Origin of the sequence: Halopseudomonas oceani (genome assembly GCF_002903165.1) — a bacterium.
Taxonomy (GTDB): Bacteria; Pseudomonadota; Gammaproteobacteria; order Pseudomonadales; family Pseudomonadaceae; genus Halopseudomonas; species Halopseudomonas oceani.
The window spans coordinates 13,597-35,425 of record NZ_PPSK01000025.1 but is presented as its reverse complement, the minus strand read 5'-3'; the positions used below and the strand labels follow the sequence as shown (position 1 = coordinate 35,425).

The following is a 21,829-nucleotide window of genomic DNA, read 5'->3' as shown; positions in this document are numbered from 1 at the left end:
GAATCTAAATATATATCCAACCCAAATTGACACATCCCAAATTTGGTCTCCAAATCGACTGATGGTCTCGCCGTCCCTACCGACTACAATCGGGAAATCGTTCCTAGGGGGCCACTCTGGAGGTAAATGGTTTCCAGCGCTAGAGTTGTAGTCGGGGATATCTAACGCAAGCTTTCCAAGCTCAGGTGCACTAGCCAAAATTAAGCTCCATTAATTCAATTAGACCGCCGAACATAGGGTGATACCTTTCTTCCCGCATCCTGGCTTCGGCCTCCTTGACCCAAATGCTTCGCTTATCACTTGATGCCTCGAAAACCTTGAGGCGCTGAGTAACTCGGTCAATGACTAGCTTAGTGGGATGTTCGTGGTGTGCGATTTTTGGGCTGCGATCTCTTTCAATCTCGCGGACTTTAAGGGATCTGTAGGTCAGTAGTGACCAAACATAGTCGAAGCTATCAATATCTCTGTGATGCTCGCAAAAAAAGCAGCCTGCCGAGTTAATACAATCCGCTTTGGGTGCATCATTGTGCTCTTGCTGATTCTGTTGGAAACGACCGGATGAGGCTGCGCAACCGCCGGGACTAGGTGGTTCGGAGAGTTCTTCCATAGAACGGTGGAAATACGAAATCTCGCTCGCAGCCGACTGATGATGCGGCTTCTCGTAGATCTGAATCAGTACTTCAGTAGTATGCTGGCTCATTTCTGCGGAGAGTTCTGGATCTCGACTAATTCTCAACAGCCAATTCACTCGCGCATTACGCAGGGTGATGGGTGGAATATATTTAATCCCTAGTAAATTGCATCTGTGCTTGATTGCATGAAACGAAGGCGGTGTATGGATAGATGGGATCTGATGTTTGGATGAGAATGGGAATAGCCTATCCTCTTCACTTGGACATATTTTTTCCAGCCACTCTAGGTATCTTTGAAAGATTGACCTGTATCCTTTGAAGATTCTAAATTCGGCCTCACCCTGTTTTCGCCCTTTGTAGGTCCTATAGACCTCGTAGTCATCTGATGCAGTTTTGAATCTGAATTTCCCTCTTTTAAGGCGATATGCCTGAGAGAAATTTAACCCAGTCTGTGATACAAAAATAAGAAGCTCGACTTCAATTCTTAGATTGACAAGCGGTTGTCGCGTATTTAGTGTGGGGTCGTACTCGATTCGTTTGCTTCTGTACCTATAACGGTACTTTCCTTGTGTTGTACTTTCTTCTGGTCGCGGTCCTATGGGCTTAGGGAATCCTGACCATTCTTCCAGCATGATTTCGTCATCGATCTTGATTATTAGAGGTAGTGGTTTAATTATGGATTCGTAATCCAAGTTGTCAGAGAGTAGTTTCAGTAGCTTGCCAAACTCAAAAAGTTCTTCAAGGTTCTGCTTGTCCGCCTTCGTTCCTAATACTCGTTTATTGACACTTGCCGCCGACAATCGACTCCTATGAATTGGGCCCTTTTGCACGTTTTTGATTCTGGCAATTAGCAGGTCTATAGCTTTCGCGGTTCTGTAAGCCGTCATTTGTAGAATGTCTTTTTTGATCTGAACTCTATGCACCAAGTGTTCAGTCCAGTCTCTGAATGCTATTTCCGAATTTTCATATGTGATATCGACGCCAACTGTATCTGCCCAAGAGTAGAAAGCTATCACAGACCTTATCCGAGTAATGATAGTTAACTGTCTCAGTCCTCTCGCATGGTCATTCATTATTTGTTCATGTAGTAGCCTTACGTAAGGCAGCCTTACATGAATCTTGGTGCTGTCCTCAGTGTTTTTTAAAAATTCAGGATAAAGGTTTCTAGGCGTCGCAGCTCCGCCTGGCCTTGTTAGAATTTCGAAGCTCCACGGCCATTCATGAGTGCCGTACGACAGCATCTTGAAGTCCAAATCTACGGAGGTTTTATTTTCTGTCTGTTTCATGGGTTTGCGTGATATTCAAGAACTTTTGAGTGAACTCATTCGCAAGGCTCGACATTTTTGAGTGAGCTTCGATGAATTTTATATATCCCAACGTAGTTTTTTCTTCTTTATGTAACAGGGCGCCTTTCACTAAAATTATCGCTTCGCTTACGCTTAGGTGCTTCAAACCCGCTCGCGCCAATTCCGTTGCAAAGGTACATCTAGTGCGATGGAAATGAAAATTAGTTAGTGCGTCAATTCCTTTTAACTTCGCTTTTCGCCTTAGGCGACCAAGCTCAACGTTGAATGAGCGAGCACCATTTTCGGATGTGTATCGCTTACCAAACCTTGTGAGAAACACGGCATCTTGATCTTCGCCTGCTGCTAGTGCGGTTCGACGCAATCTTCGAGGGCTGTAGATGTAATTCCTTAGATCTAATAGATCACGCTCACTAATCAATACTTGACCTGTGACCCCGAATTTTGTTTCGACAGGAGGATGAGCTCCGGGCCCCACTGCTAAAAGGTAGAACCCCCTCAGTGTTGGGGATGGGGCAGCACGGCTCACTGTCCCAACTCTGATGTCCGCAAGTGTTCCTAAGCGCATACCAGTGCCGAAGCCAAGCCTAATGAATAATGAGAGTTCTACGCTTGCATAAGTTTCAGCGGCTCTAATTATAGAGGGCACATCATCGGCCGGCACAGGCATCAGTCCGTCTTCTAAACTGAATGTACTGGATCTTCGATTAGGGATGCTTAAGCTAGTGCTGCTCACTGTCAAAGTGCGCTCTAGGCCAAATGTGTCAACGAGTTTAATGCCGATCTGCTTTTCTTCCCACATCGGCCAGTCTGGCGATAAAAGCTTATGTGCGTTAGCCCACCTGTAAAATCTCACTACTCGCGCCATGCGCTGTTGTGCGGTAGAAGGGGCCAGCCCCCCCTGGTCTATTAACGAGATCAAAAATCCCCGGAAGCGAACCAGGCATCGATCAGCTTCTCTTGCGGGGAAATGGAACCAGTGAAGGCCTTCTGCTTCTAGCCATTTCGCATACGCGTGCAGATGCCCCATTGTTGAAATGATTGTTTTTAAGTGAATCTTTTTTGAGTCGCAGTTCTCTTTAGCCCAGAGGTTCGCTTCTCTCCAAGGCGTACCATCTGCCCAGCAGATCTGTGGAAGGTTCACTGCAGGTGAACTTGGGACTCGCCCCTGCCACTCAAGCGTGCCTTGCCTAACGGATGCCCGCATCTGCTGGTAGCTGATCATTTCGAGCGTTGCCATCGCCACCCTTCCTGTGATTAGCGAATTGTCCATGATAGGTTATGTTGCCCCTTGCACCCAAGGTCTGCATGTTGCCCGTGCAAGGGCACGGGTTCATTGCCGCAACCAACTGGAAGCGCGCCGGGAAACGCAGTTGCTCGCGTGCTCGGGCGATGTGAATGGCGCCGGACTCCAGCGGCTCGCGCAGCATCTCCAGCACCTTGCGGTCAAACTCCGGCAACTCATCCAGAAACAGCACGCCGTGATGCGCCTGGCTGATTTCGCCTGGCCGAGGCTGGCTGCCGCCGCCAACCAGCGCTGCGGCCGATGCACCGTGATGGGGCGAGCGAAAGGGGCGGGTTGGCCAGGCGCTCAGGGGCGTACGGTCGCAGACCGATTGGATCGCCGCAACTTCGAGCGCCTCATGCTCCTGCAGTGGTGGCAGGATGCCGGGCAGACGGCTGGCGAGCAGCGTCTTGCCGGTTCCCGGAGGCCCGAACAGCAGCAGATTGTGACCGCCCGCTGCGGCGATGATCAGTGCTCGCTTGGCTTGCTCCTGCCCCTGTACGTCGGCGAGGTCGGCATGCCTGGCTGGCTGTGAGGGCGCTGTTGGCAGGAGGTCGGGCAAGCTCTGCTCGCCGCGCAAGTGTGCGCACAGCGGCAGCAGATGCTCGGCAGCGATCAGTTCGATCCCGCTGACCAGTGCGGCCTCGGCCGCGTTGGCCGCCGGCAGAATCAGCTTGCGACCAGCATCGCGGCAGGCCAGCGCCACCGGCAGCACGCCCTGGATCGGTCGCAGCTCACCGGACAGCGCCAGCTCTCCGATGCACTCGCAGTCGACCAGCGCCTGCGCCGGTATCTGCCCGCTCGCGGCCAGCAGGCCGAGCGCGATGGCCAGGTCAAAGCGTCCACCATCCTTGGGCAGATCGGCAGGTGCCAGGCTGATGGTAATGCGCTTGCTGCCGGGGAACTCCAGTTGTGCGTTTAGTAGCGCGCTGCGCACCCGGTCCTTGCTTTCGCGCACGGCTGTTTCCGGTAAGCCGACCAAGGTCAGGCTGGGCATGCCGTTGGCAAGATGGACTTCGACCTGGACAGCCGGCGCATCGATACCCAGACGCGCGCGGCTGTGGATGGTGGCCAGGGACATGATCGCTCCTTGATCAATGACCTGATACTGCCGAGGGTCAGGCGTTAACGAGTGGGTTGGCAGCAAGGCTGCTGCCAAGGGGCATCAGGGGGCTTTGGCTTCCAGCTCACTGACGCGCTTCTCCAGTGCTTCCAGCCGTTCGCGGGTGCGCATCAGTACTGTCTGCTGGGTGTCGAATTCGTCGCGGCTGACTACGTCCAGCTTGCTCAACGCACTTTGCAGCAAGGCCTTGAGGTGTTTCTCGACTTCCACGTTGGGTAGCCCCTTTTCGCTCATCAGCAGTTTGGTTGCCTGAGCGCTGACGGTGTCGATCACCAGTTTATGCAGCATATGCCTGTTACCTGCGGGTTCTAGGGAGGGACGGGGCAGCCAGTGTAGCACTCAGGCCCGGCCAGTCGAAATCCGCGCTGTGGTTGTGCGTACTTTGTGCGCGCGCACCACGGTTGTGCACTATGCTGGTGCATGAGCCGTGTGCTGATGATGGTTTGTCGTTCTTTGTTATGTGTAACTTGTTGAAATATAGGTGAAAAATAAAATTGGCAGGGTTTCTGCAAAGCATGCTTCAGCTGATTCCGGCGGTCGCTCCCAATATGGGGCACAGCGTCGGAGCGCAGCCAGAATCGTGAGCGATCACATCGGGAGCACAATAATGAAGCGATTGACCCTGGCAGGTTTGACCCGTAATCCGCTGTTCGGCAGCGGGAACACCCAGGCGCTGCCAGCGGGGGCAGGGACGCAGTTGACCTCTGCCTGTGTCGAGATGAGTGCGCCGGCATGTGCAGGGCGTGTCGGCGATTCTGACGACTGCGACAGCACTTTTGTTTTGTCCGTTTCTAAAAGCCTCTAACTCGGCATAGACTTGTGCTGTCCCCCAGGGCAGTCCATCACACGGGAGTATCGAAATGAAACTAGTAACGGCTGTAATTAAGCCCTTCAAGCTGGATGACGTGCGTGAAGCGCTGTCTGAAATCGGCGTTCAGGGCATCACCGTAACCGAGGTCAAGGGCTTTGGCCGCCAGAAAGGTCACACCGAGCTGTACCGTGGCGCTGAGTACGTTGTCGACTTTCTGCCGAAGGTGAAGATCGACGTCGCTATCGCTGATGACATGCTGGATCGCGTCATCGAGTCCATCACCAAGGCAGCCAACACCGGCAAGATCGGTGACGGCAAGATCTTCGTGGTCAACCTCGAGCAGGCCATCCGCATCCGTACCGGCGAGACCGGCACCGACGCCATCTAAGGCGGGTTGTTCAACAGACAGCAGTAACCAAGCCTATATGGGGGGCTTAAAATGGAAGACATCGTACAAATCAAGTACGCGCTTGATACATTCTACTTTCTTGTCTGCGGCGCACTGGTCATGTGGATGGCAGCGGGTTTTGCCATGCTCGAAGCCGGTCTGGTCCGCGCCAAGAACACCACTGAAATTCTGACCAAGAACGTGGCGCTGTATGCGATTGCATGCACCATGTATCTGCTGGTCGGTTACCACATCATGTACTCCAGCCCGGAAGGCGGTATCTTCCCGAGCTTCGGCGTACTGATTGGCGCTGAAAACACAGTTGAAGACGTGCTCGCCGGTGGCGACGATGCGCCGTACTACTCGGTTGCTTCCGACTTCTTCTTCCAGGTCGTGTTCGTCGCGACTGCCATGTCCATTGTTTCCGGTGCGGTTGCCGAGCGCATGAAGCTGTTCGCGTTCCTGGTCTTCGCCGTGATCATGACTGGCTTCATCTACCCGATCCAGGGCTACTGGAAATGGGGCAGCGGCTTCCTGAACGCAGCCGGCTTCCTCGACTTTGCAGGTTCCGGTGTGGTCCACCTGACCGGTGCTACTGCTGCGCTGGCTGGTGTGCTGCTGCTGGGCGCTCGTAAGGGCAAATACGGCTCCAACGGTCAGATCAACGCCATCCCCGGCGCCAACCTGCCGCTGGCTACTCTGGGTATGTTCATCCTGTGGCTGGGCTGGTTCGGCTTCAACGGTGGCTCGCAGCTGGTTGTGTCCAACATCTCCGACGCCAACGCGGTTGCTCAGATCTTCGTTAACACCAACGCAGCTGCTGCTGGTGGTCTGATCGCTGGTCTGGTTGTTGCCCGCATCCTGTTCGGCAAGGCTGACCTGACCATGGCTCTGAACGGCGCCCTGGCTGGCCTGGTTGCCATCACTGCTGAACCGCTGACTCCGAGCGGCCTGCAAGCCACCCTGATCGGTGCTGTTGGCGGCGTGATCGTAGTCTTCTCTGTCCTGGCTCTGGACAAGCTGAAGATCGACGATCCGGTCGGTGCCATCTCCGTTCACGGTGTGGTCGGTATCTGGGGTCTGCTGGCGGTATGCCTGACCAACAGCGACGCTACCCTGACCGCTCAGCTGATGGGTATCGTAGTGATCTTCCTCTGGGTGTTCATCTCCAGCCTGATCGTCTGGAGCATCATCAAACTGGTGATGGGCCTGCGCGTCAGCGAAGAGGAAGAGTACGAAGGTGTGGATATTTCCGAGTGCGGTATGGAAGCCTATCCGGAGTTCACCAGCAGCAAGAAGTAATGGCTGGCTGAAAACTCGCAACACCAGACGGGGCGCCCAGCGGGCGCCCCGTTTTTTTGTGCGTAGTGCAGGGATTGATGCGGTGAATAGCTATTTATGAGGCTGATGCAAAGTTAGCTTGTGTCTCTTTGTGACCGCCTTTCGCGATACAGTCATCTCTATTTTCATCCCATACCGGTCGTTGCTGCCCGACAGCGTTGGGCATCTCAGCTTGGCGACCGGTTCGGTTATGCACGCGCAACGTGTGCAGCCGAATAGATCAATGTGATCTGTCTTATTGTCGAGCCATCTTGCCTCGCTTCTTTCTGGTATGAACGTTCATTCTTTTTTTGTTTGTTGGCGTTAAGCTGCCGTCTGTGCAGCGCGCATCGACGCTGTGGCTTTACACCAACATTGCTAATAAGAAAGGTGGTTTATGAATACCCCTCCGTTTCAGCTCAAACGGCTTTGCAAGCCGCTCTACTGTTTCTCCGTGCTAGCGCTGGCTCTGGCTGGTGTTAGCGGTTGCAAGGGTGGTGGCGGCGGCTCCGACTCGTCACTTCGCACCGGCGTGTTTACCGATAGTCCGGTTGCCGGACTGAATTATCAGACTGCGACCCAGTCCGGGGTCACGGCTGCGGACGGTTCGTTCCGCTATCAGTCTGGGGAGGTTGTGACCTTTTCTCTGGGATCGCTGGAGCTAGGGCGTGCCGCGGGTGCCGAACAGCTCACTCCGATGGACCTGGTAGAGGGGGCGACGACGGTGGCCGACAACCGGGTAACCAACATGCTGGTGCTGTTACAGAGTCTGGATGCTGATCGCAGTCTCAACAACGGCATCCAGATATCGCCTGCCATTGCCGATGCGGTTTCTCTCTGGGCCGATTCGATTGTTTTCGATCAGGCTCCAGCCAGCTTTGCCGCCAGTAGCCAGATTCAGGACCTGCTGGCCGAACTGAACGGAGCCGAGCCGCCGGTATTTACCGAAAGTGATCCGCGGCCGCGCACCCTGCGTAGCGCTGCCGAGGCTCAGGCGCATATGCAGCGTACCCTCAGTGAGCGGCGGGTGGTGAATACCCAGTCTGGTGAGGTCGCCGGGTTCTCCGCCGATGACGAGGCATGGGCCTGGTACGGCATTCCGTATGCCAAACCGCCGATTGGTGATCTGCGCTGGAAGCCGCCAGTGAAACCGGACAGCTGGGATGGCGTGCGCGAGGCGACGGCCTGGGCAGACCAGTGTGCCCAGCCGTCTTACCTGGAGGCCTACGGCAAGGGCAGCATGAGCGAGGACTGCCTTCACCTCAATGTGGTTGCGCCAAAGGGCTATGAGGGTGAGGCGCTGCCGGTGATGCTCTGGTTGCATGGCGGCGGTTACGCGATTCTGACATCCAATAGCACGACTTATAACCATACGGCGCTACCGAGTCAGGGCGTGATCGTGGTGACGGTGAATCACCGTCTAGGGGCGCTCGGCTATATGGCGCACCCGGAGCTGACCCGCGAATCACCCCAGCACTCCTCTGGCAACTATTCGCAGCTGGATCAGATTGCTGCGCTGGAGTGGGTGCGCGACAACATCAGCGAGTTTGGTGGAGACCCGGATAATGTGACTATTTTCGGTCAGTCGGGAGGCGGATTGAAGGCGATTTCACTGCTCAACTCGCCGTTGGCAGAGGGGTTGTTCCATCGGGCTGTCATCATGAGCGCCGCGCCGCCGCCCACCGATACCGTGCGGCCGATCTACAACACCCTGGAGCAGGAAGAGGCCGGTGGCGTGTCGTTGGTACAGCGCCTGGGGCTGCAGGATGAAGAGGATGTGATCGCTGCCATGCGCACGGTGTCCTGGGTCGACCTGACAAACGCCGCCAGCAGTTATGGTGTCGATTACTTCAAGCCCAACGTCGACAACTGGTATGTGAAGACGGACATCCGTGACGCCGGCTTTCACAACGATGTGCCGCTGATTATTGGCACCCCGCGCAATGACGCGGACTGGGTCATCGACGGTCTCAAGTGGTATCTGCCATTCCTCAAGCAGAATCACTCTTCCGATGTCTTTGCCTACGTGTATGACCATGTACCTGAAAACTGGGCAAACCGTGGCGTCGGCGCCTATCACAGTATCGACGTGGTCTCCGTGTTCGGTGATCCGGATGCCTACTACAACCAGTACATTCTGGGGTTGACCGGTTTGCCGAGCCCGAGTCCGGCCAATTACGCCGACAACCTGCCTGGCTGGGGCGCTATTGATGAGTCTATTGCGGCTGATTCCATGGCTCTCTGGGCGCAGTTTGCGCGTAGCGGAAACCCGTCCACGGATGCAATCGAGTGGCCTGCCTATACCAACGAGGGTGAAGAGTTCATGTTGATGAATTACGACATGCAGGCACAGGAGGGGCTGCAAACCTTCTGGCCTTAATCTGACTCGCTGTCTGGCCCGCTTTCCGGCGGGCCTTCAGCCTTGCCTGATCTGGAGCTGGAGGCGCACCGAGAGGCCTCCCAGCTCACTGGCCTTGAACTGCACGCGGGCCTGATAGCGTGCAGCCAGATCATGGACTATCGCCAGCCCCAGTCCATGCCCCGGCATCTGCTGATCCAGTCGCCAGCCGCGGGTACCCAGTTGGCTGCGTTCCGCGGGCGCGACGCCCGGCCCGTCATCGTCCACTTCCAGAATACGCTGATCGCCCTTCTCGCTCAGGCGCACCCGCACGCGGCTGCGTGCCCATTTGCCGGCGTTGTCGGCGAGGTTGCCGAGCAGTTCGCTGAAATCCTGCTGTTCAATTGGCCAGCGGGCGGACTCGGCGAGGCTGGAGTCCAGTTCGAATTCAATATGACTGTGCAGGCGGCCGAGCATCCACAGCAGCTCGCGGGCCTGTTCCAGTGGCTGGCAGCTGCTGCCTGCCAGTGGGCCCCCGGATTGGCTGGCGTGCAGGCTGCCGTCCAGCTGGCGACTGATGTCGTCCAGGCGCTGGCTAATCTGGCTGCGGGCCTCGGGTGTGATCGGTTGGTCGCTGCTGATCAGTTGATTGATTGCGGCGATCGGCGTTTTGATCCGGTGGGACAGGTTGGCGTTGGCTTCGCGCACTTTCTGTAGGCGATGCTGCAGGGTGTCGAGTAACTGATTGAGCTGACCGATAAGACCGCTGAACTCCTGCGGTACGGCGTCTCCGAGCCGTTGCAGGTGCCCTTGCTTGAGCGCTTTGAGGTCCTGCTGCAGTTGGCGTACCGGGCGCATCGAAAGCTGTACGGCAAGCAGAATCAGGGCAAACAGGACTGTCAGCAGCCCAATCGCAACCGCGGCAGTCCACAGATGCAGCTCGTGGGCGCTGGCCTGCAGTTGGCTATAGTCCTCGGCTGCGACAATGGTGACCGGCTGGCCGTTGATCTGCGTTTCGGTGCGCCAGGCCATATAGCGGTGGGCCGCCGGTTCGCCCTCGGGTACGCCGTGCAGTTCGATCAGACCCTGATCGGGCAAGTCCAGCCAGGGCAGCAGCAGATCGGACCACTGTGGATGTGACAGGCGCGCGTGTTCGCCGATCCTGAGTACAAACAAGTGATGTGACAGTGCACCGAAATAGTTGCCGTCGAGCGCCTCCAGCCCGGCGGGAGAGCCGAGTTGCTGCTCGATCATGGCCACCTCCTGCTGCAGGCGCTCGCGCACGAAGTCGCGGGACATGCGATCCAGCAGGGCGCCATGCAGATACCACGCGAGCAGCATGAACAGGGTGGCAAACGGCAGCAGCCAAAGCAGCAGGGTGGTGCGGATCGAGCGGGTGCGCCTAGTCGTCGGCAGAAAAGACATAGCCTTGCCCCCGTTGGGTCTTGATGGCGTCCCGGCCGATCAGCAGGCGCAGGCGGCGAATGTAAGTCTCGATGGTATTGAGCGTGGGCTCGGCGTCCAGATTATAGAGCTGCTCCAGCAGTGCTTCCTTTGGATGCAAGCGATTCGGGCGGCTCATCAGACAGCGCAGCAGACGAAACTCGGTACCGGTCAGTGGATGCCATTGGCCGTCCGGGGTGCGCACCCGCTGGCGCTCCTCGTCGAGCAGGTAATTGCCGGCCTGGATCTGCGTGTGACTGCGGCCTTCGCTGCGGCGCAGCAGGGCCTGCAGCCTGGCCAGCAGTTCCTCCGGATGGAAGGGCTTGGTCAGGTAGTCGTCGGCACCGGCTTTCAGGCCATTGACCTTGTCTTGCCAGCGGTCGCGGGCGGTCAGCAACAGAATCGGCAGGTTGCGCCCGGCGTCGCGCCAGCGCGCCAACAGTTGCAGGCCGTCACCGTCGGGCAGACCGATGTCCAGTACGATCAGCCGGTAGTCCTCCTGCAGTCCGAGTTGTTCGGCGGTCACCGCCGAGCCGGTTGCGTCGACCGCGAATCCGGCCTGATTCAGGCTGTCCTGGAGGCTGCTGCGCAGCAGGTCGTCATCTTCCACCAGCAACAGGCGCATCGGCTGGTTCCTTTTTATCCAAGTGGTTCAGTCAGGATTCAGTTTCGCTCGGCAATCTTGGGTTCAGCACCGAGATGATGGGGCAGAGAGTGCATCGGCAACCGGGGTGGTTGTCAATTCTGTGTCGAACGTCGCCCCATCGGTTAACAGGAGAGACAGCATGAATCGCATATTGAACGGACTGGCCGCAGCGCTGCTGCTGAGTGCAACGACCGCTGCAGGCGCTGCTTCCGGCGCCGGCGGGCAGCCCGGTGACCCGCAGCAGGTAACGCGGACCATCGAGGTAGTCATGCACGACAACTACTTCGAGCCTGAGCAGCTGTCGTTTGCAGCAGGCGAGACCGTGCGCCTGAAGGTGCGCAACGAAGGCGCCCTGGTCCACGAATTCAATATCGGCACGGCGGCCATGCACGAAGCTCATCAGGGACAGATGCAGATGATGGTCGATCATGGCGTTATCCGGGGCGACCACCTTAATCGCGAGTTGATGAAGATGGACATGGGCGGTGGGCACAGTATGGTGCACGATCATGCCAACAGCCTGCTGCTGGAGCCGGGGCAGGAGGCTGAGTTGGTCTGGAGGTTCGACCACGCCGACCACCTGGAATTTGCCTGCAATGTGCCCGGGCACTATCAGGCCGGCATGATGGGGGGCATCGATGTCGAGTAGAGCATTGCTCTCGGCGCTGGCACTGCTGCCGGCGCTGAGCTGGGCCGGTGAGTACCGGCTTACTGTCGACGAGGTGACCATCGACACCGGCGACTTTCGCAAGCAGGGCATTGGCTATAACGGCGCCTCGCCCGGCCCGATTCTGCGCTTTCGCGAAGGCGAAGACGTCACTATCCACGTGACCAACAACCTCGATGAGCCGACCTCGGTGCACTGGCACGGGCTGATACTGCCATTCCAGATGGACGGAGTGCCCGGACTGAGTTATCCGGGCATCGCGCCGGGGGAAACCTTCACCTATCGCTTTCCGGTCACGCAGTCCGGCACCTACTGGTTTCATAGTCACTCCGGCTTTCAGGAACCGGACGGCGCCTATGGCGCAATCATCATCGAGCCGAACGGGCGTGAGCCGTTTCGCTATGACCGCGAGTACGTGGTGCAGCTGACCGACAAGCACCCGCACTCGGGTGACCGCATCATGCGTAACCTCAAGACGTCGGCGGATTACTACAACCGCCAGCAGCAGACCGTCGGTGACTTCTGGCGCGACAGCAGGGAGCAGGGTCTGGCGGCGATGCTCAAGGATCGCCTGATGTGGGGCGATATGCGCATGATGTCCAGCGACATCGAGGATGTGCAGGGCTTCACCGGCCTGATCAACGGCAAGGGGCCCGAGCAGAACTGGACCGGGCTGTTCAAGCCGGGCGAGCGTGTACGCCTGCGGCTGATCAACTCCTCGGCGATGACCTATTTTGATGTGCGCCTGCCCGGCCTGAAGATGACCGTGGTGCAGGCGGACGGCAATAACGTCCAGCCGGTGACCGTGGATGAGCTGCGTATCGGTGTGGCGGAGACGTACGATGTCATCGTTCAGCCCAAGGAAGATCGGGCCTACACGGTATTCGCCGAATCCATGGGGCGCTCGGGTTTTGCCCGCGGCACGCTGGCGCCGCGTGAGGGCATGCTGGGCGAGATTCCCGAGCTGCGTCCGGCTCCGTTGCTGACCATGGCTGATATGGGCATGGCGCATGCGGGTATGGATCATGGCAGCATGAGCCACGGTGACATGGCGGGCATGGATCATAGCGGTATGAACCACGGCGCTATGGCGGGTATGGATCACGGCAGCATGAGCCAGGGGCAGCCTGCCGAACTGCCCGCTGACCCGTTCTATGCCGAGGGCAGCGGGTTGGTTCCCCAGGCCTATAACGATGGCCGTTTCCTGTCCTATGCCGACTTGCGTGCGCAGAAACCGTTGTATGCAGAGCGTGAGCCGACACGCGAGATCGAGTTGCGGCTGACTGGCAATATGGAGCGCTATATCTGGTCGATCAACGGCATCAAGGAGTCGGACGCCGAACCGATTCGCCTGCAGTACGGCGAGCGGGTGCGCTTCAAGTTCGTCAACGAAACCATGATGACTCACCCGATGCACCTGCATGGCATGTGGTCGATCCTCGACGTTGGCGCAGGCCAGTGGAATCCGGTCAAGCACGTGATCAGCGTGGCACCCGGCACGACCGTCTATATGGAGACCGAGGTCGACGCGCCGGGCAAGTGGGCCTTCCATTGCCACCTGGCCTATCACGCGGCAGCGGGGATGTTCCGCACCGTGATTGTTGAGGGTGGCCCCGAAGGAGGTGACTCATGAAGCGCCTGATGACGGCGTTACTGCTGTCGGCCTCGGCATCAGTGGGCGCCGAAGAAATGCGTCACTCCATGCACCATGGTTTCTTCTATGGCCTGCAGGCCGATGCACTGGAGTACCGCTACGGCGATAGTGGTGAAGAGCTGGGGTATTGGAGCACCGAAGCCTGGTGGGGCACCGATGAGTTGAAGGCGCTCTGGCTGAGCGAAGCCGAGTACGACTTTGACCATGACAGTTGGGAGACGCTCGACAACCGCCTCGCGCTGCAAGCACCGATAAGCGACTTTATCGATCTGCGTGGCGGGCTGCGTTTCGACACCCCGGACGGTGAGAACCGGCAGTATGCATTCGTCGGCCTGAGTGGTCTGCTGCCCTATTGGCTGGAGATGGACAGCAATCTGTACCTGAGTGAGCACGGCGATCTGTCGCTGGATCTCGCGCTGGAATACGAGCTGCTGCTGACCAACCGCCTGCATCTGACCCCGGAGCTGGAGTTCGATGCCGCCCTCTCGGATGACGAAGCGGTTGGGGTTGGTCGTGGTCTGAGTGGCATGGAAGCCGGCCTACGGCTGAGCTACGACCTGGTTGATCGTGCCGTCGTGCCTTATGTGGGGGTGCACTACGAACGGGCCTTCGGGCGCAGCGCCGACTTTGCCGTGCAGGACGGTGAAGATCGCGACGGCTGGTTTGCGGTCGCGGGCGTAAGGCTGATGTTCTAGCTACGCAGTGCTGCGTTGCCGGCTGGAACCTCGCAGCCGGTATCGCAGTCGCAAAGTCAGGGTAGTCGTGTTCTGTGTCGCTGGGGCGGCGTTGTGCCAGCCGGCGCAGGCACTGCCCAGATGACACAAACCAAGCAGCAGGAGTGACCCGATGACGGATCGACCGCACGAAGCGACACTCTACCGCATGGTGATGAAAAACCACCTTTGCCCATTCGGGCTAAAGTCCCTCGATCTGCTCAAACGTGAGGGTTTCAAGGTGCAAGACCATCACTTGACCAGCCGCGAGGAAACCGACGCATTTCAGCGCGAATACGACGTGGACACCACGCCGCAGGCCTTTATCGACGGCAAGCGCATCGGTGGCTACGACGAGCTGCGACGGTACTTCGGCAAGCCGGTCAAGGAGGCGGATGAGGTGACTTATCAGCCGGTTATCGCGGTCTTTGCCTGCACGGCGCTGATGGCGTTGGGTGTCAGCTGGGCCGCGTTGGGTACGTTATTCGGTGTGCGCACGCTGGAATGGTTCGTCGCTATATCGATGTGTGTGTTGGCGATACTCAAGCTGCGTGACCTTGAAAGCTTCTCCAACATGTTTCTCGGTTATGACCTGCTGGCGCAGCGCTGGGTGCGCTATGCCTATCTTTACCCCTTCGGCGAGGCACTGGCCGGCATTCTGATGATTGCCGGTGCGCTGCTGTGGCTGGCCATTCCGGTGGCTATGCTGATCGGGGTGATCGGCGCGGTTTCGGTATTCAAGGCGGTGTATGTCGAGCGACGCGAGCTGAAGTGTGCCTGCGTGGGTGGCGACAGTAACGTGCCGCTGGGTTTCATTTCGCTGACCGAAAACCTGATGATGGTGGGGATGGCGATTTGGATGCTGATCAAGTAGTTCCAGACGCATACACTGACACCTCGACATGCACACTTGTTGCACGACCGCAGGAGGCTTGATGAAGGCGGAAACCTATCGCGATTTGATTGAGTGGACACAGCAGCTGCACGGTCATCTGGCCAGCAGCCTGGAGGCTGGCGCCGCGGACAGCGGGACCGGCGAGCGCATGCGCGCGCTGTTGCAGTACCTGGCCGAGCACGAACGCCGCATGCAGCAGATGGTGCTGCGCTTTGAGCAGCAGGCCGATATCAAGGTGCTCGATAGCTGGGTCTACGACTACTTTACCGACAACCCGCGCGTGCGCCTGCTCAATACCCGGCCCAGCTTTGCCGTGCTGGACTACGATGCGCTGTGCACCATGGTATTTGACCTGCACAACGATGCGCTGGACTTGTATCGCTACCTGCAGGGCCGGGCGGAAACGGCGGGTGGTCGCGAGCTCATGCAGGATCTGCTGGCCATGGAAGAGCATGAAACCTTGCGGCTGGCCGAGCAGGTCCAGCGCGGCCAGGATCTTTGAGACTTGGCCGGGAGCGGTGAAGGTAAATGTGGCTGCAGAGAGAAATTCGCCTCAAGCCCCGTGCGCGCGGGTTTCATCTGATCGATGACGAGATTCTGCGTGCGCTGCCAGAGCTGACCGAGGTGCGCGTGGGGCTGCTGCATCTGTGGCTGCAACACACCTCGGCGTCGCTGACTGTCAACGAGAACGCCGATCCGCTGGTACGCGGCGACTTCGAGGCGTTCTTCCGGCGCGCGGTGCCGGATGACGCCCCCTACTTCAAGCATACCTGCGAAGGCCCGGACGACATGACAGCGCATATCAAGTCGAGTTTGCTGGGTGTGCAACTGACATTGCCGGTAACTGCGGGCAGACTCGCCGTTGGCACCTGGCAAGGTCTCTATCTCGGGGAACACCGGGAGCATGCCGGCAGTCGCCGGGTGCTGGCAACCTTGCAGGGACAGTGCGACTGAACCGGGTGCATCCCGGGGCGCTCGCCCCAAATCAGGGCGAATTTGAGTGACGTCAGGTGACCATTGCATCAGCGCCGTCGCCAGCAATGCTCGCAACTGGCTGATAAATAGATCATTTCCGACAGGTATCAAAAAGCTGGCACCAACCGTGCATTGAGTCTCAGTGAAACGGGATGAGTCGTCATTGGCTCATGACGCATCACACACTGGAGTGGTACTCAGGCGAACTAGGGTTCCGGCTTGCGTGGCAAGTGTCTGGTCCGAGAGTTTTCCGGCTCTCAAGGAATGAGGGCTACACGGCGGGATAAAAGCCCGGGAGACCGTCATGACGACGTTGTCCCCGTGCGCCTTTTCTCACTGTGTAGGAGTTGTACCCATGACCGCCCCACGCTTCAGCTTTGTCCGCAAGTCCCTGGCCGGCATCAGTCTGGCTGCCGCTGCCGCCCTGTCTCCTGTTGCCGCACACGCCGCCGACTCCATGACCATCGGTACGGTTGTGTGGGCCGGTTACGGTCCGTTCTATGTGGCTGACAAACTCGATCTGTACGACCAGTTTGGTCTGGATGTCGAGCTGCAGTTCTTCAATGACCCGGCGCTGCTGCCGTCTGCCATGGCGGGTAACGCTGTCGATGGCGCGATGCTGACCTACGACCAGGTGGTCGGCTCCGTTGCCAAGGGCCTGCCGCACCGGGTGGTGATGCCGATCGACTTCTCCTACGGCGGTGACGCCATCGTTGCCGACAAATCCATCACCAGCATTGCCGATTTCAAGGGCAAACAGGTGGGTTTCAACCCGCTGTCACCGTCCGACTTTCTGCTGGCCTACGCGCTGCAGATCAACGGCATGGGCGAGAAGGACATTCAGTCGGTCAACATGACGCCTGAAGGCATTCCCAGCGCCATGGCTTCCGGCAGCCTGCCGATTGGCGTGACCTATGAGCCGAACGTGTCGCAGATCCTCGCGATGGGCGGCGGCGACAAATTCCACGTTGTCTACTCCTCCAAGGACGCACCGGGCCTGATCACCGACGTGCTGGCCTTCACCGAAGAGCAGATCGAGGAAAACCCCGAAGCCATTACCGCCATGATCAAGGGTTATCAGGCCGGTCTGGAGTACATGCAGGCGCACCCGGAAGAGAGCGCAGAGATCATCGGCAAGGTGCTGGGCGTGAGCGGTGCCGAGGCGCTGGAGCAGATGGAAGGCGTCTACAACATTCCGCTTGCCGAGATGGGCCAGAACTTTGTCGAGTCCAGCGAAACCACGTCGTTCTATGGCAGTGGTGCGGTGATCGCCGACCTGCTGCTGAAGAACAAGCAGATCCCGGCGATCCCGGATTTTGCCGACACCTTCGATGCCAGCTTCGTCAGCGAACTGACCAAGTAAGACCACGGGCAGGCGCGTTGCGCCTGCCCTGATTCGGACTTGCGGAGGAATCATGTCCACGTCCAAACCCCTTTATCGATACGCTGATGGCCGCGTCTGGAACAGTCTGGCGATTGCCTACAGCGTCGGCGGCTATCTGATCGGCCTCGGCCTGCTGCTGACCCCGTTCTGGCTGGCCAAGCTGGGCGGGCTGCTGTTGCTGGCGCACGCGATGATCATCGGCGCCTACCTCATTCACGAATTTGCCCACGGCACCATTTTCAGCAAGCCAGCCCACAACGCGCTGGCCGGCGAGGTTTTCAGCTGGATGACCGGCGGCTGCTACGCCGACTTTCAGGATCTGCGGCGCAAGCACATGCGCCATCACGTCGATCGCGCCGACGTCATCACCTTCGACAGCAAGGCATTCATCAACGGCCTGCCGAACTGGGCACGCAAGCTGATTCTCGCGCTTGAGTGGGCGTATATCCCGGCGGTTGAGCTGATCATGCATTTCTACGTGGTGCTGCTGCCGTTTATCAGCCAGAGCGAGAAACACCGTGCTCGCCGCGGCAAGGTGCTGACGGTGCTGCTGATCCGTACCGCGTTGTTTGCCCTGCTCGGCTGGCTGTCGTTCAGCGCGCTGGTGCTCTACTGCGTTGCCTGGCTGATCATGGTCACCGTGCTGCGTTTTGCCGATGCCTACCAGCACACCTACGACGCCTTCGCGGTGCTGGAAGAGGACGGCAAGATCCCGGCCGACAAGCTGCGCGACCGCGCCTATGAACAGCTCAACACCTTCAGCAATGTGGTGTCGCTGCGCTGGCCGTCGCTCAACCTGCTGTTGCTCAACTTCGCCTATCACAACGCCCACCACGAGAAACCCGTCGCGCCCTGGTATCGCCTGCCCAAACTGCACGCAGAGCTGTACGGCGATGCCTACCGTCAAGTAGTGCCGATGAGCGAGCTGCTCAGCAGCTTCCACCGCCACCGCGTGCGCCGGGTGTTGAGCGATGACTACGGCGAATTCGTCGATGGTCCCAAGCGTGCCGAGAACTTCTACGGCGCGGTGGGTGTGTCCTTCCTGACGGCGGTATGAACATGCAGACGCTGGATTATCAGGGCCGCACCGTGGTGATTACCGGCGCCGCCAGCGGCATCGGGCTGGGGCTGGCGCAGGCGTTTGCTGAACAGGGCGCGCGGCTGGAACTGGTCGACCGCAATGCGCCGGCGCTGGCGGCGACCGTTGAGCGGCTGTCGACCGTCACTCAGGTGCACGGCCGGGTGCTGGACCTGAGCGATGACGCGGCGGTGGCCGACTATGCCCGTCAACTGGGCCAGCGGCAGGCGCAAGTCGATGTGCTGATCAACAACGCTGGCATGGAACAGCCAACGCCGCTAAGTGATAGCGCCGCCGACGCCAACCGGCGCTGGCAACACCAACTGGATAACAACGTAGTGTCGATGCTGCGGCTGACCCGCGCGCTGCTGCCGTTGCTCGGCAAGGGCAGCAGTGTGATCAACCAGTCCTCGATTTGGGGGCTGAGTGCGGTGGCCGGATTCTCCGCCTACGTTGCCAGCAAGCACGCGGTGATTGGTTTGACCCGCTCGCTGGCCTGGGAGCTGGGCAGCCAGGGCATTCGCGTCAATGCGGTCTGTCCCGGCTGGGTCGGCACCGATGCGGCCATGGCGTCTCTGAGCAACATGGCGCAGGGCAGCGGTCGCAGCGAGGCCGAGGAGCTGGAGCACATCCTCGCCGCGCAGGCGATTCCGGAATTGCTCACCCCGGCCGATCTGGCCGGCACCTTTCTGTTTCTCGGCGCGCCGGCCTCGGCCGCCATTACCGGGCAGGCCATCGTGGTCAGTCGCGGGGAGGTCATGCACTGATGCTGAAGGTCGAATTGAAGGGCCAGCGCATTCTGGTCACCGGTGCGGCCACCGGCATCGGCCGCGCCTGCGCGCTGATGCTGGCGGGGCAGGGTGCGGAGGTCTGGATCAACCATCTGGGCCAGGCCGGTGCCAGCGCCGATCTGGTTGAGCAGATTCGTTCGGCCGGTGGCCGGGCGGTGGCGATTGAAGCGGATGTCAGTGACCCGGACGCGGTGGAGGAAATGTTCGCCTGCATCACCGCCACCGGCCCATTGCACGGCTTGGTCAACAACGCCGGGATCATCCAGGAGCAGGGCTTTCTGGGCACCTCGGAAGACGACTGGCGGCGGATCATGGCGGTCGATCTGGATGGCGTCTACCGCTGCTGCCGCTGCGCGCTGGAAAGCATGAGCGGGGCGGGCCGCGGGGCCATCGTCAATATCGCCTCCGAGTTGGGTCAGATGGGGCGTGAAAACTACGTTGCCTACTGCACCGCCAAGGCCGGCGTGATCGGCATGACCAAAGCGCTGGCGCGCGAGTTTGCGCCGCAGATTCGCATCAACGCGGTGGCGCCCGGCCCGGTGGAAACCGCGATGGTCTCGCTGGAGCACATGAGCGAAGAGTGGATTGCCAAGGAGCTGGCCATTCCGGCCGCGCGCCTGGGCCAGCCGGAGGAGATCGCCGCGGCGGTCTGCTTCCTGCTGTCGCCGGCAGCGAGTTTCTTTACCGGGCAGGTGCTCGGCGCCAACGGCGGCGCCTGGATGGGTGGCTGATGCTGCGTCCGGAATGGGTACTGATTCTGGCAACGGTGCTCTGGGGCACCAGTTGGCTGCCGCTGCAGTGGTTCGCCGGGCAGGGCATCGATGGCTTTCCCATGGTGCTCGCCAGTTACGGCCTGATCGCGCTGTTTGCCCTGCCGCTGCTGTATTGGCAGCGCGCTGGCTGGTGGCAGCAGCGCTGGGGGCTGGTGGGCATTGTGCTGTTTGGCGGTTGGGCGAATGCCGCGCTGCTGTCGTCGCTGTCGCTGGCCGAGGATCTGGTGCGGGTGATGCTGCTGTTCTATCTGGCGCCGGTGTGGGGCGTGCTCGGCGGCTGGCTGCTGTTGCGTGAGCGGCTGACCGCGCTGCGTATCGCCGCGCTGGTGCTGGCGCTCGCGGGTATCGGCCTGACGCTGGGCGTCAATGCGCAAACCTTCGCCAGTCTCACTGCGATCGACTGGCTGGCGCTGAGCGCCGGGTTGGGCTTCGCCCTGAACAACCTGGCGACGCGGGCGGCGGATCGGGTGCCGATGTTGAGCAAAACGGTCGCCGCCTTCGTTGGCAGCAGCTTGTTTGCCGGTGCCGCCTGTTTGCTGTTTGCCAAGGGGATGCCGGCGCTGGCGCTGACGACCTGGCTGTGGATCGCACTGTTTGCGGTGGGTTGGCTGCTGCTCGCCACCCTAGGCGCGCAATACGGCGTGACCCACCTGGAGGCCAGCCGCGCTGCCGTGTTGGTGGTATTCGAATTGATCGCCGCCGTGTTGTCGGTGGCCTGGTTCAACGATGAGGTGATCGCCCCCCGCACCTGGCTGGGGGCCAGCATGGTCACGCTGGCGGCGGTGATGGCCGGTTGGCCCGAGCGTTCACCCGCACAACTGACGAGGAGATTGTCCTGATGGCAAGTGTCTATATGGATCAGATCAGCTGGGTCGAATACCAGCAGCGGGTCGAGCAGGGGGCGGTGGTGTTTCTGCCCTGCGGCGCGACCGAGCAGCACGGCCCGCACCTGCCGCTGGGCACCGATGCGCTGCTGTCGACAGCGCTGAGCGCCGATGTGGCCGCGCAGATCGGTGGCATCGTTGCCCCGGCGCTGGCCTACGGCTACAAGTCGCAGCCCAAGTGCGGCGGCGGCCAGCATTTCTGCGGCACCACCAGCCTCGACGGCGCGACCCTGATCGCCTTGGTGCAGGATGCGGTGCGCGAGTTCGCTCGCCACGGCGTCAAGCGCCTGGTGCTGGTGCTGGGGCACTACGAGAACACCTGGTTTGTCACCGAGGGGATCCAGCTGGCGCTGCGCGAGCTGGGCCCCGGCTGTGATCTTGAAGTCATGCGCCTGGAGCACTGGGACTTCTGCAAGGAAGAAACGCTGGACGATATCTTCCCCGATGGTTTTCCCGGCTTTGCGCTGGAGCACGCTGCGGTGATTGAGACCTCGCTGATGCTGCATTACCTGCCGCATCTGGTCAGCCTCGACAAGATCCCGAACGACCCGCCCGCCGACTTTCCGCCCTACGACATGTACCCGACGCGCACCGAGTGGGTGCCGCCGTCCGGTGTGCTGTCCTCGGCGCTGGGTTCGACGGCCGAGAAGGGCGCGCGCATGGCTGATGACATCACCACCGGCATCGCCGCTGCGGTGCGTCACGAATTCAAGCTGGAGGCCTGA

22 protein-coding genes and 1 riboswitch are annotated in these 21,829 nt (G+C 59.5%); of the genes, 16 read left to right on the top strand and 6 right to left on the bottom strand.

Annotation, left to right across the window (positions count from 1 at the left end; all coding sequences use genetic code 11):
- Nucleotides 1–190: 190 nt before the first annotated feature.
- The 4 genes from C1949_RS17570 to C1949_RS17555 form a co-directional block, all read right to left on the bottom strand.
- Nucleotides 191–1,918 (bottom strand): hypothetical protein, encoded by a 1,728-nt coding sequence (locus C1949_RS17570; protein WP_133065928.1) that lies wholly within the window; start codon nucleotides 1,916–1,918, stop codon nucleotides 191–193.
- On the bottom strand, nucleotides 1,899–3,176 hold the full coding sequence (locus C1949_RS17565) for a tyrosine-type recombinase/integrase (RefSeq protein WP_229744497.1): 1,278 nt from the start codon (nucleotides 3,174–3,176) through the stop codon (nucleotides 1,899–1,901). Before C1949_RS17565 ends, C1949_RS17570 begins: the two co-directional genes overlap by 20 nt.
- Complete coding sequence (locus C1949_RS17560) at nucleotides 3,127–4,302, bottom strand: YifB family Mg chelatase-like AAA ATPase (protein WP_104739723.1); 1,176 nt, start codon at nucleotides 4,300–4,302, stop codon at nucleotides 3,127–3,129. The genes C1949_RS17565 and C1949_RS17560 overlap by 50 nt, the downstream gene beginning before the upstream one ends.
- A gap of 84 nt (nucleotides 4,303–4,386) precedes the next feature.
- Complete coding sequence (locus C1949_RS17555) at nucleotides 4,387–4,632, bottom strand: accessory factor UbiK family protein (RefSeq protein WP_104739722.1); 246 nt, start codon at nucleotides 4,630–4,632, stop codon at nucleotides 4,387–4,389.
- Between the two features lie 319 nt (nucleotides 4,633–4,951).
- Here C1949_RS17555 and C1949_RS19305 point away from each other — a divergent pair, with 319 nt between their 5' ends.
- The 4 genes from C1949_RS19305 to C1949_RS17540 all read left to right on the top strand — a co-directional run bounded on the left by C1949_RS19305 (nucleotide 4,952) and on the right by C1949_RS17540 (nucleotide 9,243).
- Nucleotides 4,952–5,149 carry a hypothetical protein gene (locus C1949_RS19305; protein WP_146040347.1) on the top strand — a complete coding sequence of 66 codons (198 nt, stop codon included), beginning with the start codon at nucleotides 4,952–4,954 and terminating at the stop codon, nucleotides 5,147–5,149.
- A gap of 55 nt (nucleotides 5,150–5,204) precedes the next feature.
- The gene (glnK, locus tag C1949_RS17550) at nucleotides 5,205–5,543 is read left to right on the top strand and encodes a P-II family nitrogen regulator (RefSeq protein WP_088276303.1); all 339 of its coding nucleotides are present in this window, start codon (nucleotides 5,205–5,207) and stop codon (nucleotides 5,541–5,543) included.
- A 51-nt stretch (nucleotides 5,544–5,594) separates the two neighbouring features.
- The gene (locus tag C1949_RS17545; RefSeq protein ID WP_104739721.1) at nucleotides 5,595–6,845 is read left to right on the top strand and encodes an ammonium transporter; all 1,251 of its coding nucleotides are present in this window, start codon (nucleotides 5,595–5,597) and stop codon (nucleotides 6,843–6,845) included.
- Nucleotides 6,846–7,260: 415 nt separating this feature from the next.
- Complete coding sequence (locus tag C1949_RS17540) at nucleotides 7,261–9,243, top strand: carboxylesterase/lipase family protein (protein ID WP_104739720.1); 1,983 nt, start codon at nucleotides 7,261–7,263, stop codon at nucleotides 9,241–9,243.
- Between the two features lie 36 nt (nucleotides 9,244–9,279).
- On the opposite strand, the gene C1949_RS17535 is transcribed toward C1949_RS17540, so the two are convergent.
- Both C1949_RS17535 and C1949_RS17530 read right to left on the bottom strand, forming a co-directional pair.
- Nucleotides 9,280–10,626, bottom strand: coding sequence for an ATP-binding protein (locus tag C1949_RS17535; protein WP_104739719.1), 1,347 nt, complete (start codon nucleotides 10,624–10,626; stop codon nucleotides 9,280–9,282).
- The gene (locus C1949_RS17530) at nucleotides 10,604–11,269 is read right to left on the bottom strand and encodes a response regulator transcription factor (RefSeq protein ID WP_104739718.1); all 666 of its coding nucleotides are present in this window, start codon (nucleotides 11,267–11,269) and stop codon (nucleotides 10,604–10,606) included. Before C1949_RS17530 ends, C1949_RS17535 begins: the two co-directional genes overlap by 23 nt.
- Before the next feature lie 160 nt (nucleotides 11,270–11,429).
- Between C1949_RS17530 and C1949_RS17525 the strand changes: the two genes are divergently transcribed.
- From C1949_RS17525 to C1949_RS17470, 12 genes are all read left to right on the top strand, one after another.
- Nucleotides 11,430–11,939, top strand: a complete 510-nt coding sequence (locus C1949_RS17525) for a cupredoxin domain-containing protein (RefSeq protein ID WP_104739717.1) — start codon at nucleotides 11,430–11,432, stop codon at nucleotides 11,937–11,939.
- A complete protein-coding gene (locus tag C1949_RS17520) occupies nucleotides 11,929–13,590 on the top strand; it encodes a copper resistance system multicopper oxidase (protein ID WP_104739716.1) in 1,662 nt (553 codons plus the stop codon). The genes C1949_RS17525 and C1949_RS17520 overlap by 11 nt, the downstream gene beginning before the upstream one ends.
- Nucleotides 13,587–14,306 carry a copper resistance protein B gene (locus tag C1949_RS17515; protein ID WP_104739715.1) on the top strand — a complete coding sequence of 240 codons (720 nt, stop codon included), beginning with the start codon at nucleotides 13,587–13,589 and terminating at the stop codon, nucleotides 14,304–14,306. The genes C1949_RS17520 and C1949_RS17515 overlap by 4 nt, the downstream gene beginning before the upstream one ends.
- 151 nt (nucleotides 14,307–14,457) lie before the next feature.
- Entirely contained in the window at nucleotides 14,458–15,198 is a 741-nt protein-coding gene (locus C1949_RS19300) for a glutaredoxin family protein (RefSeq protein WP_146040346.1), read from the top strand.
- Nucleotides 15,199–15,259: 61 nt separating this feature from the next.
- Nucleotides 15,260–15,721 (top strand): ATPase, encoded by a 462-nt coding sequence (locus C1949_RS17505; protein ID WP_104739714.1) that lies wholly within the window; start codon nucleotides 15,260–15,262, stop codon nucleotides 15,719–15,721.
- A 26-nt stretch (nucleotides 15,722–15,747) separates the two neighbouring features.
- Nucleotides 15,748–16,173: a secondary thiamine-phosphate synthase enzyme YjbQ gene (locus tag C1949_RS17500; protein ID WP_104739713.1), complete on the top strand. Its 426-nt coding sequence runs from the start codon at nucleotides 15,748–15,750 to the stop codon at nucleotides 16,171–16,173.
- A gap of 216 nt (nucleotides 16,174–16,389) precedes the next feature.
- A riboswitch (guanidine-I (ykkC/yxkD leader) is annotated at nucleotides 16,390–16,494 on the top strand.
- Nucleotides 16,495–16,549: 55 nt separating this feature from the next.
- The gene (locus tag C1949_RS17495; RefSeq protein WP_104739712.1) at nucleotides 16,550–17,557 is read left to right on the top strand and encodes an ABC transporter substrate-binding protein; all 1,008 of its coding nucleotides are present in this window, start codon (nucleotides 16,550–16,552) and stop codon (nucleotides 17,555–17,557) included.
- A 52-nt stretch (nucleotides 17,558–17,609) separates the two neighbouring features.
- On the top strand, nucleotides 17,610–18,635 hold the full coding sequence (locus tag C1949_RS17490; protein ID WP_104739711.1) for a fatty acid desaturase family protein: 1,026 nt from the start codon (nucleotides 17,610–17,612) through the stop codon (nucleotides 18,633–18,635).
- Complete coding sequence (locus C1949_RS17485) at nucleotides 18,632–19,423, top strand: SDR family NAD(P)-dependent oxidoreductase (RefSeq protein ID WP_229744498.1); 792 nt, start codon at nucleotides 18,632–18,634, stop codon at nucleotides 19,421–19,423. Before C1949_RS17490 ends, C1949_RS17485 begins: the two co-directional genes overlap by 4 nt.
- Nucleotides 19,423–20,178: an SDR family NAD(P)-dependent oxidoreductase gene (locus tag C1949_RS17480; protein ID WP_104739710.1), complete on the top strand. Its 756-nt coding sequence runs from the start codon at nucleotides 19,423–19,425 to the stop codon at nucleotides 20,176–20,178. Before C1949_RS17485 ends, C1949_RS17480 begins: the two co-directional genes overlap by 1 nt.
- The gene (locus C1949_RS17475; protein ID WP_104739709.1) at nucleotides 20,178–21,059 is read left to right on the top strand and encodes a DMT family transporter; all 882 of its coding nucleotides are present in this window, start codon (nucleotides 20,178–20,180) and stop codon (nucleotides 21,057–21,059) included. The genes C1949_RS17480 and C1949_RS17475 overlap by 1 nt, the downstream gene beginning before the upstream one ends.
- Nucleotides 21,059–21,829, top strand: a complete 771-nt coding sequence (locus tag C1949_RS17470; protein ID WP_104739708.1) for a creatininase — start codon at nucleotides 21,059–21,061, stop codon at nucleotides 21,827–21,829. Before C1949_RS17475 ends, C1949_RS17470 begins: the two co-directional genes overlap by 1 nt.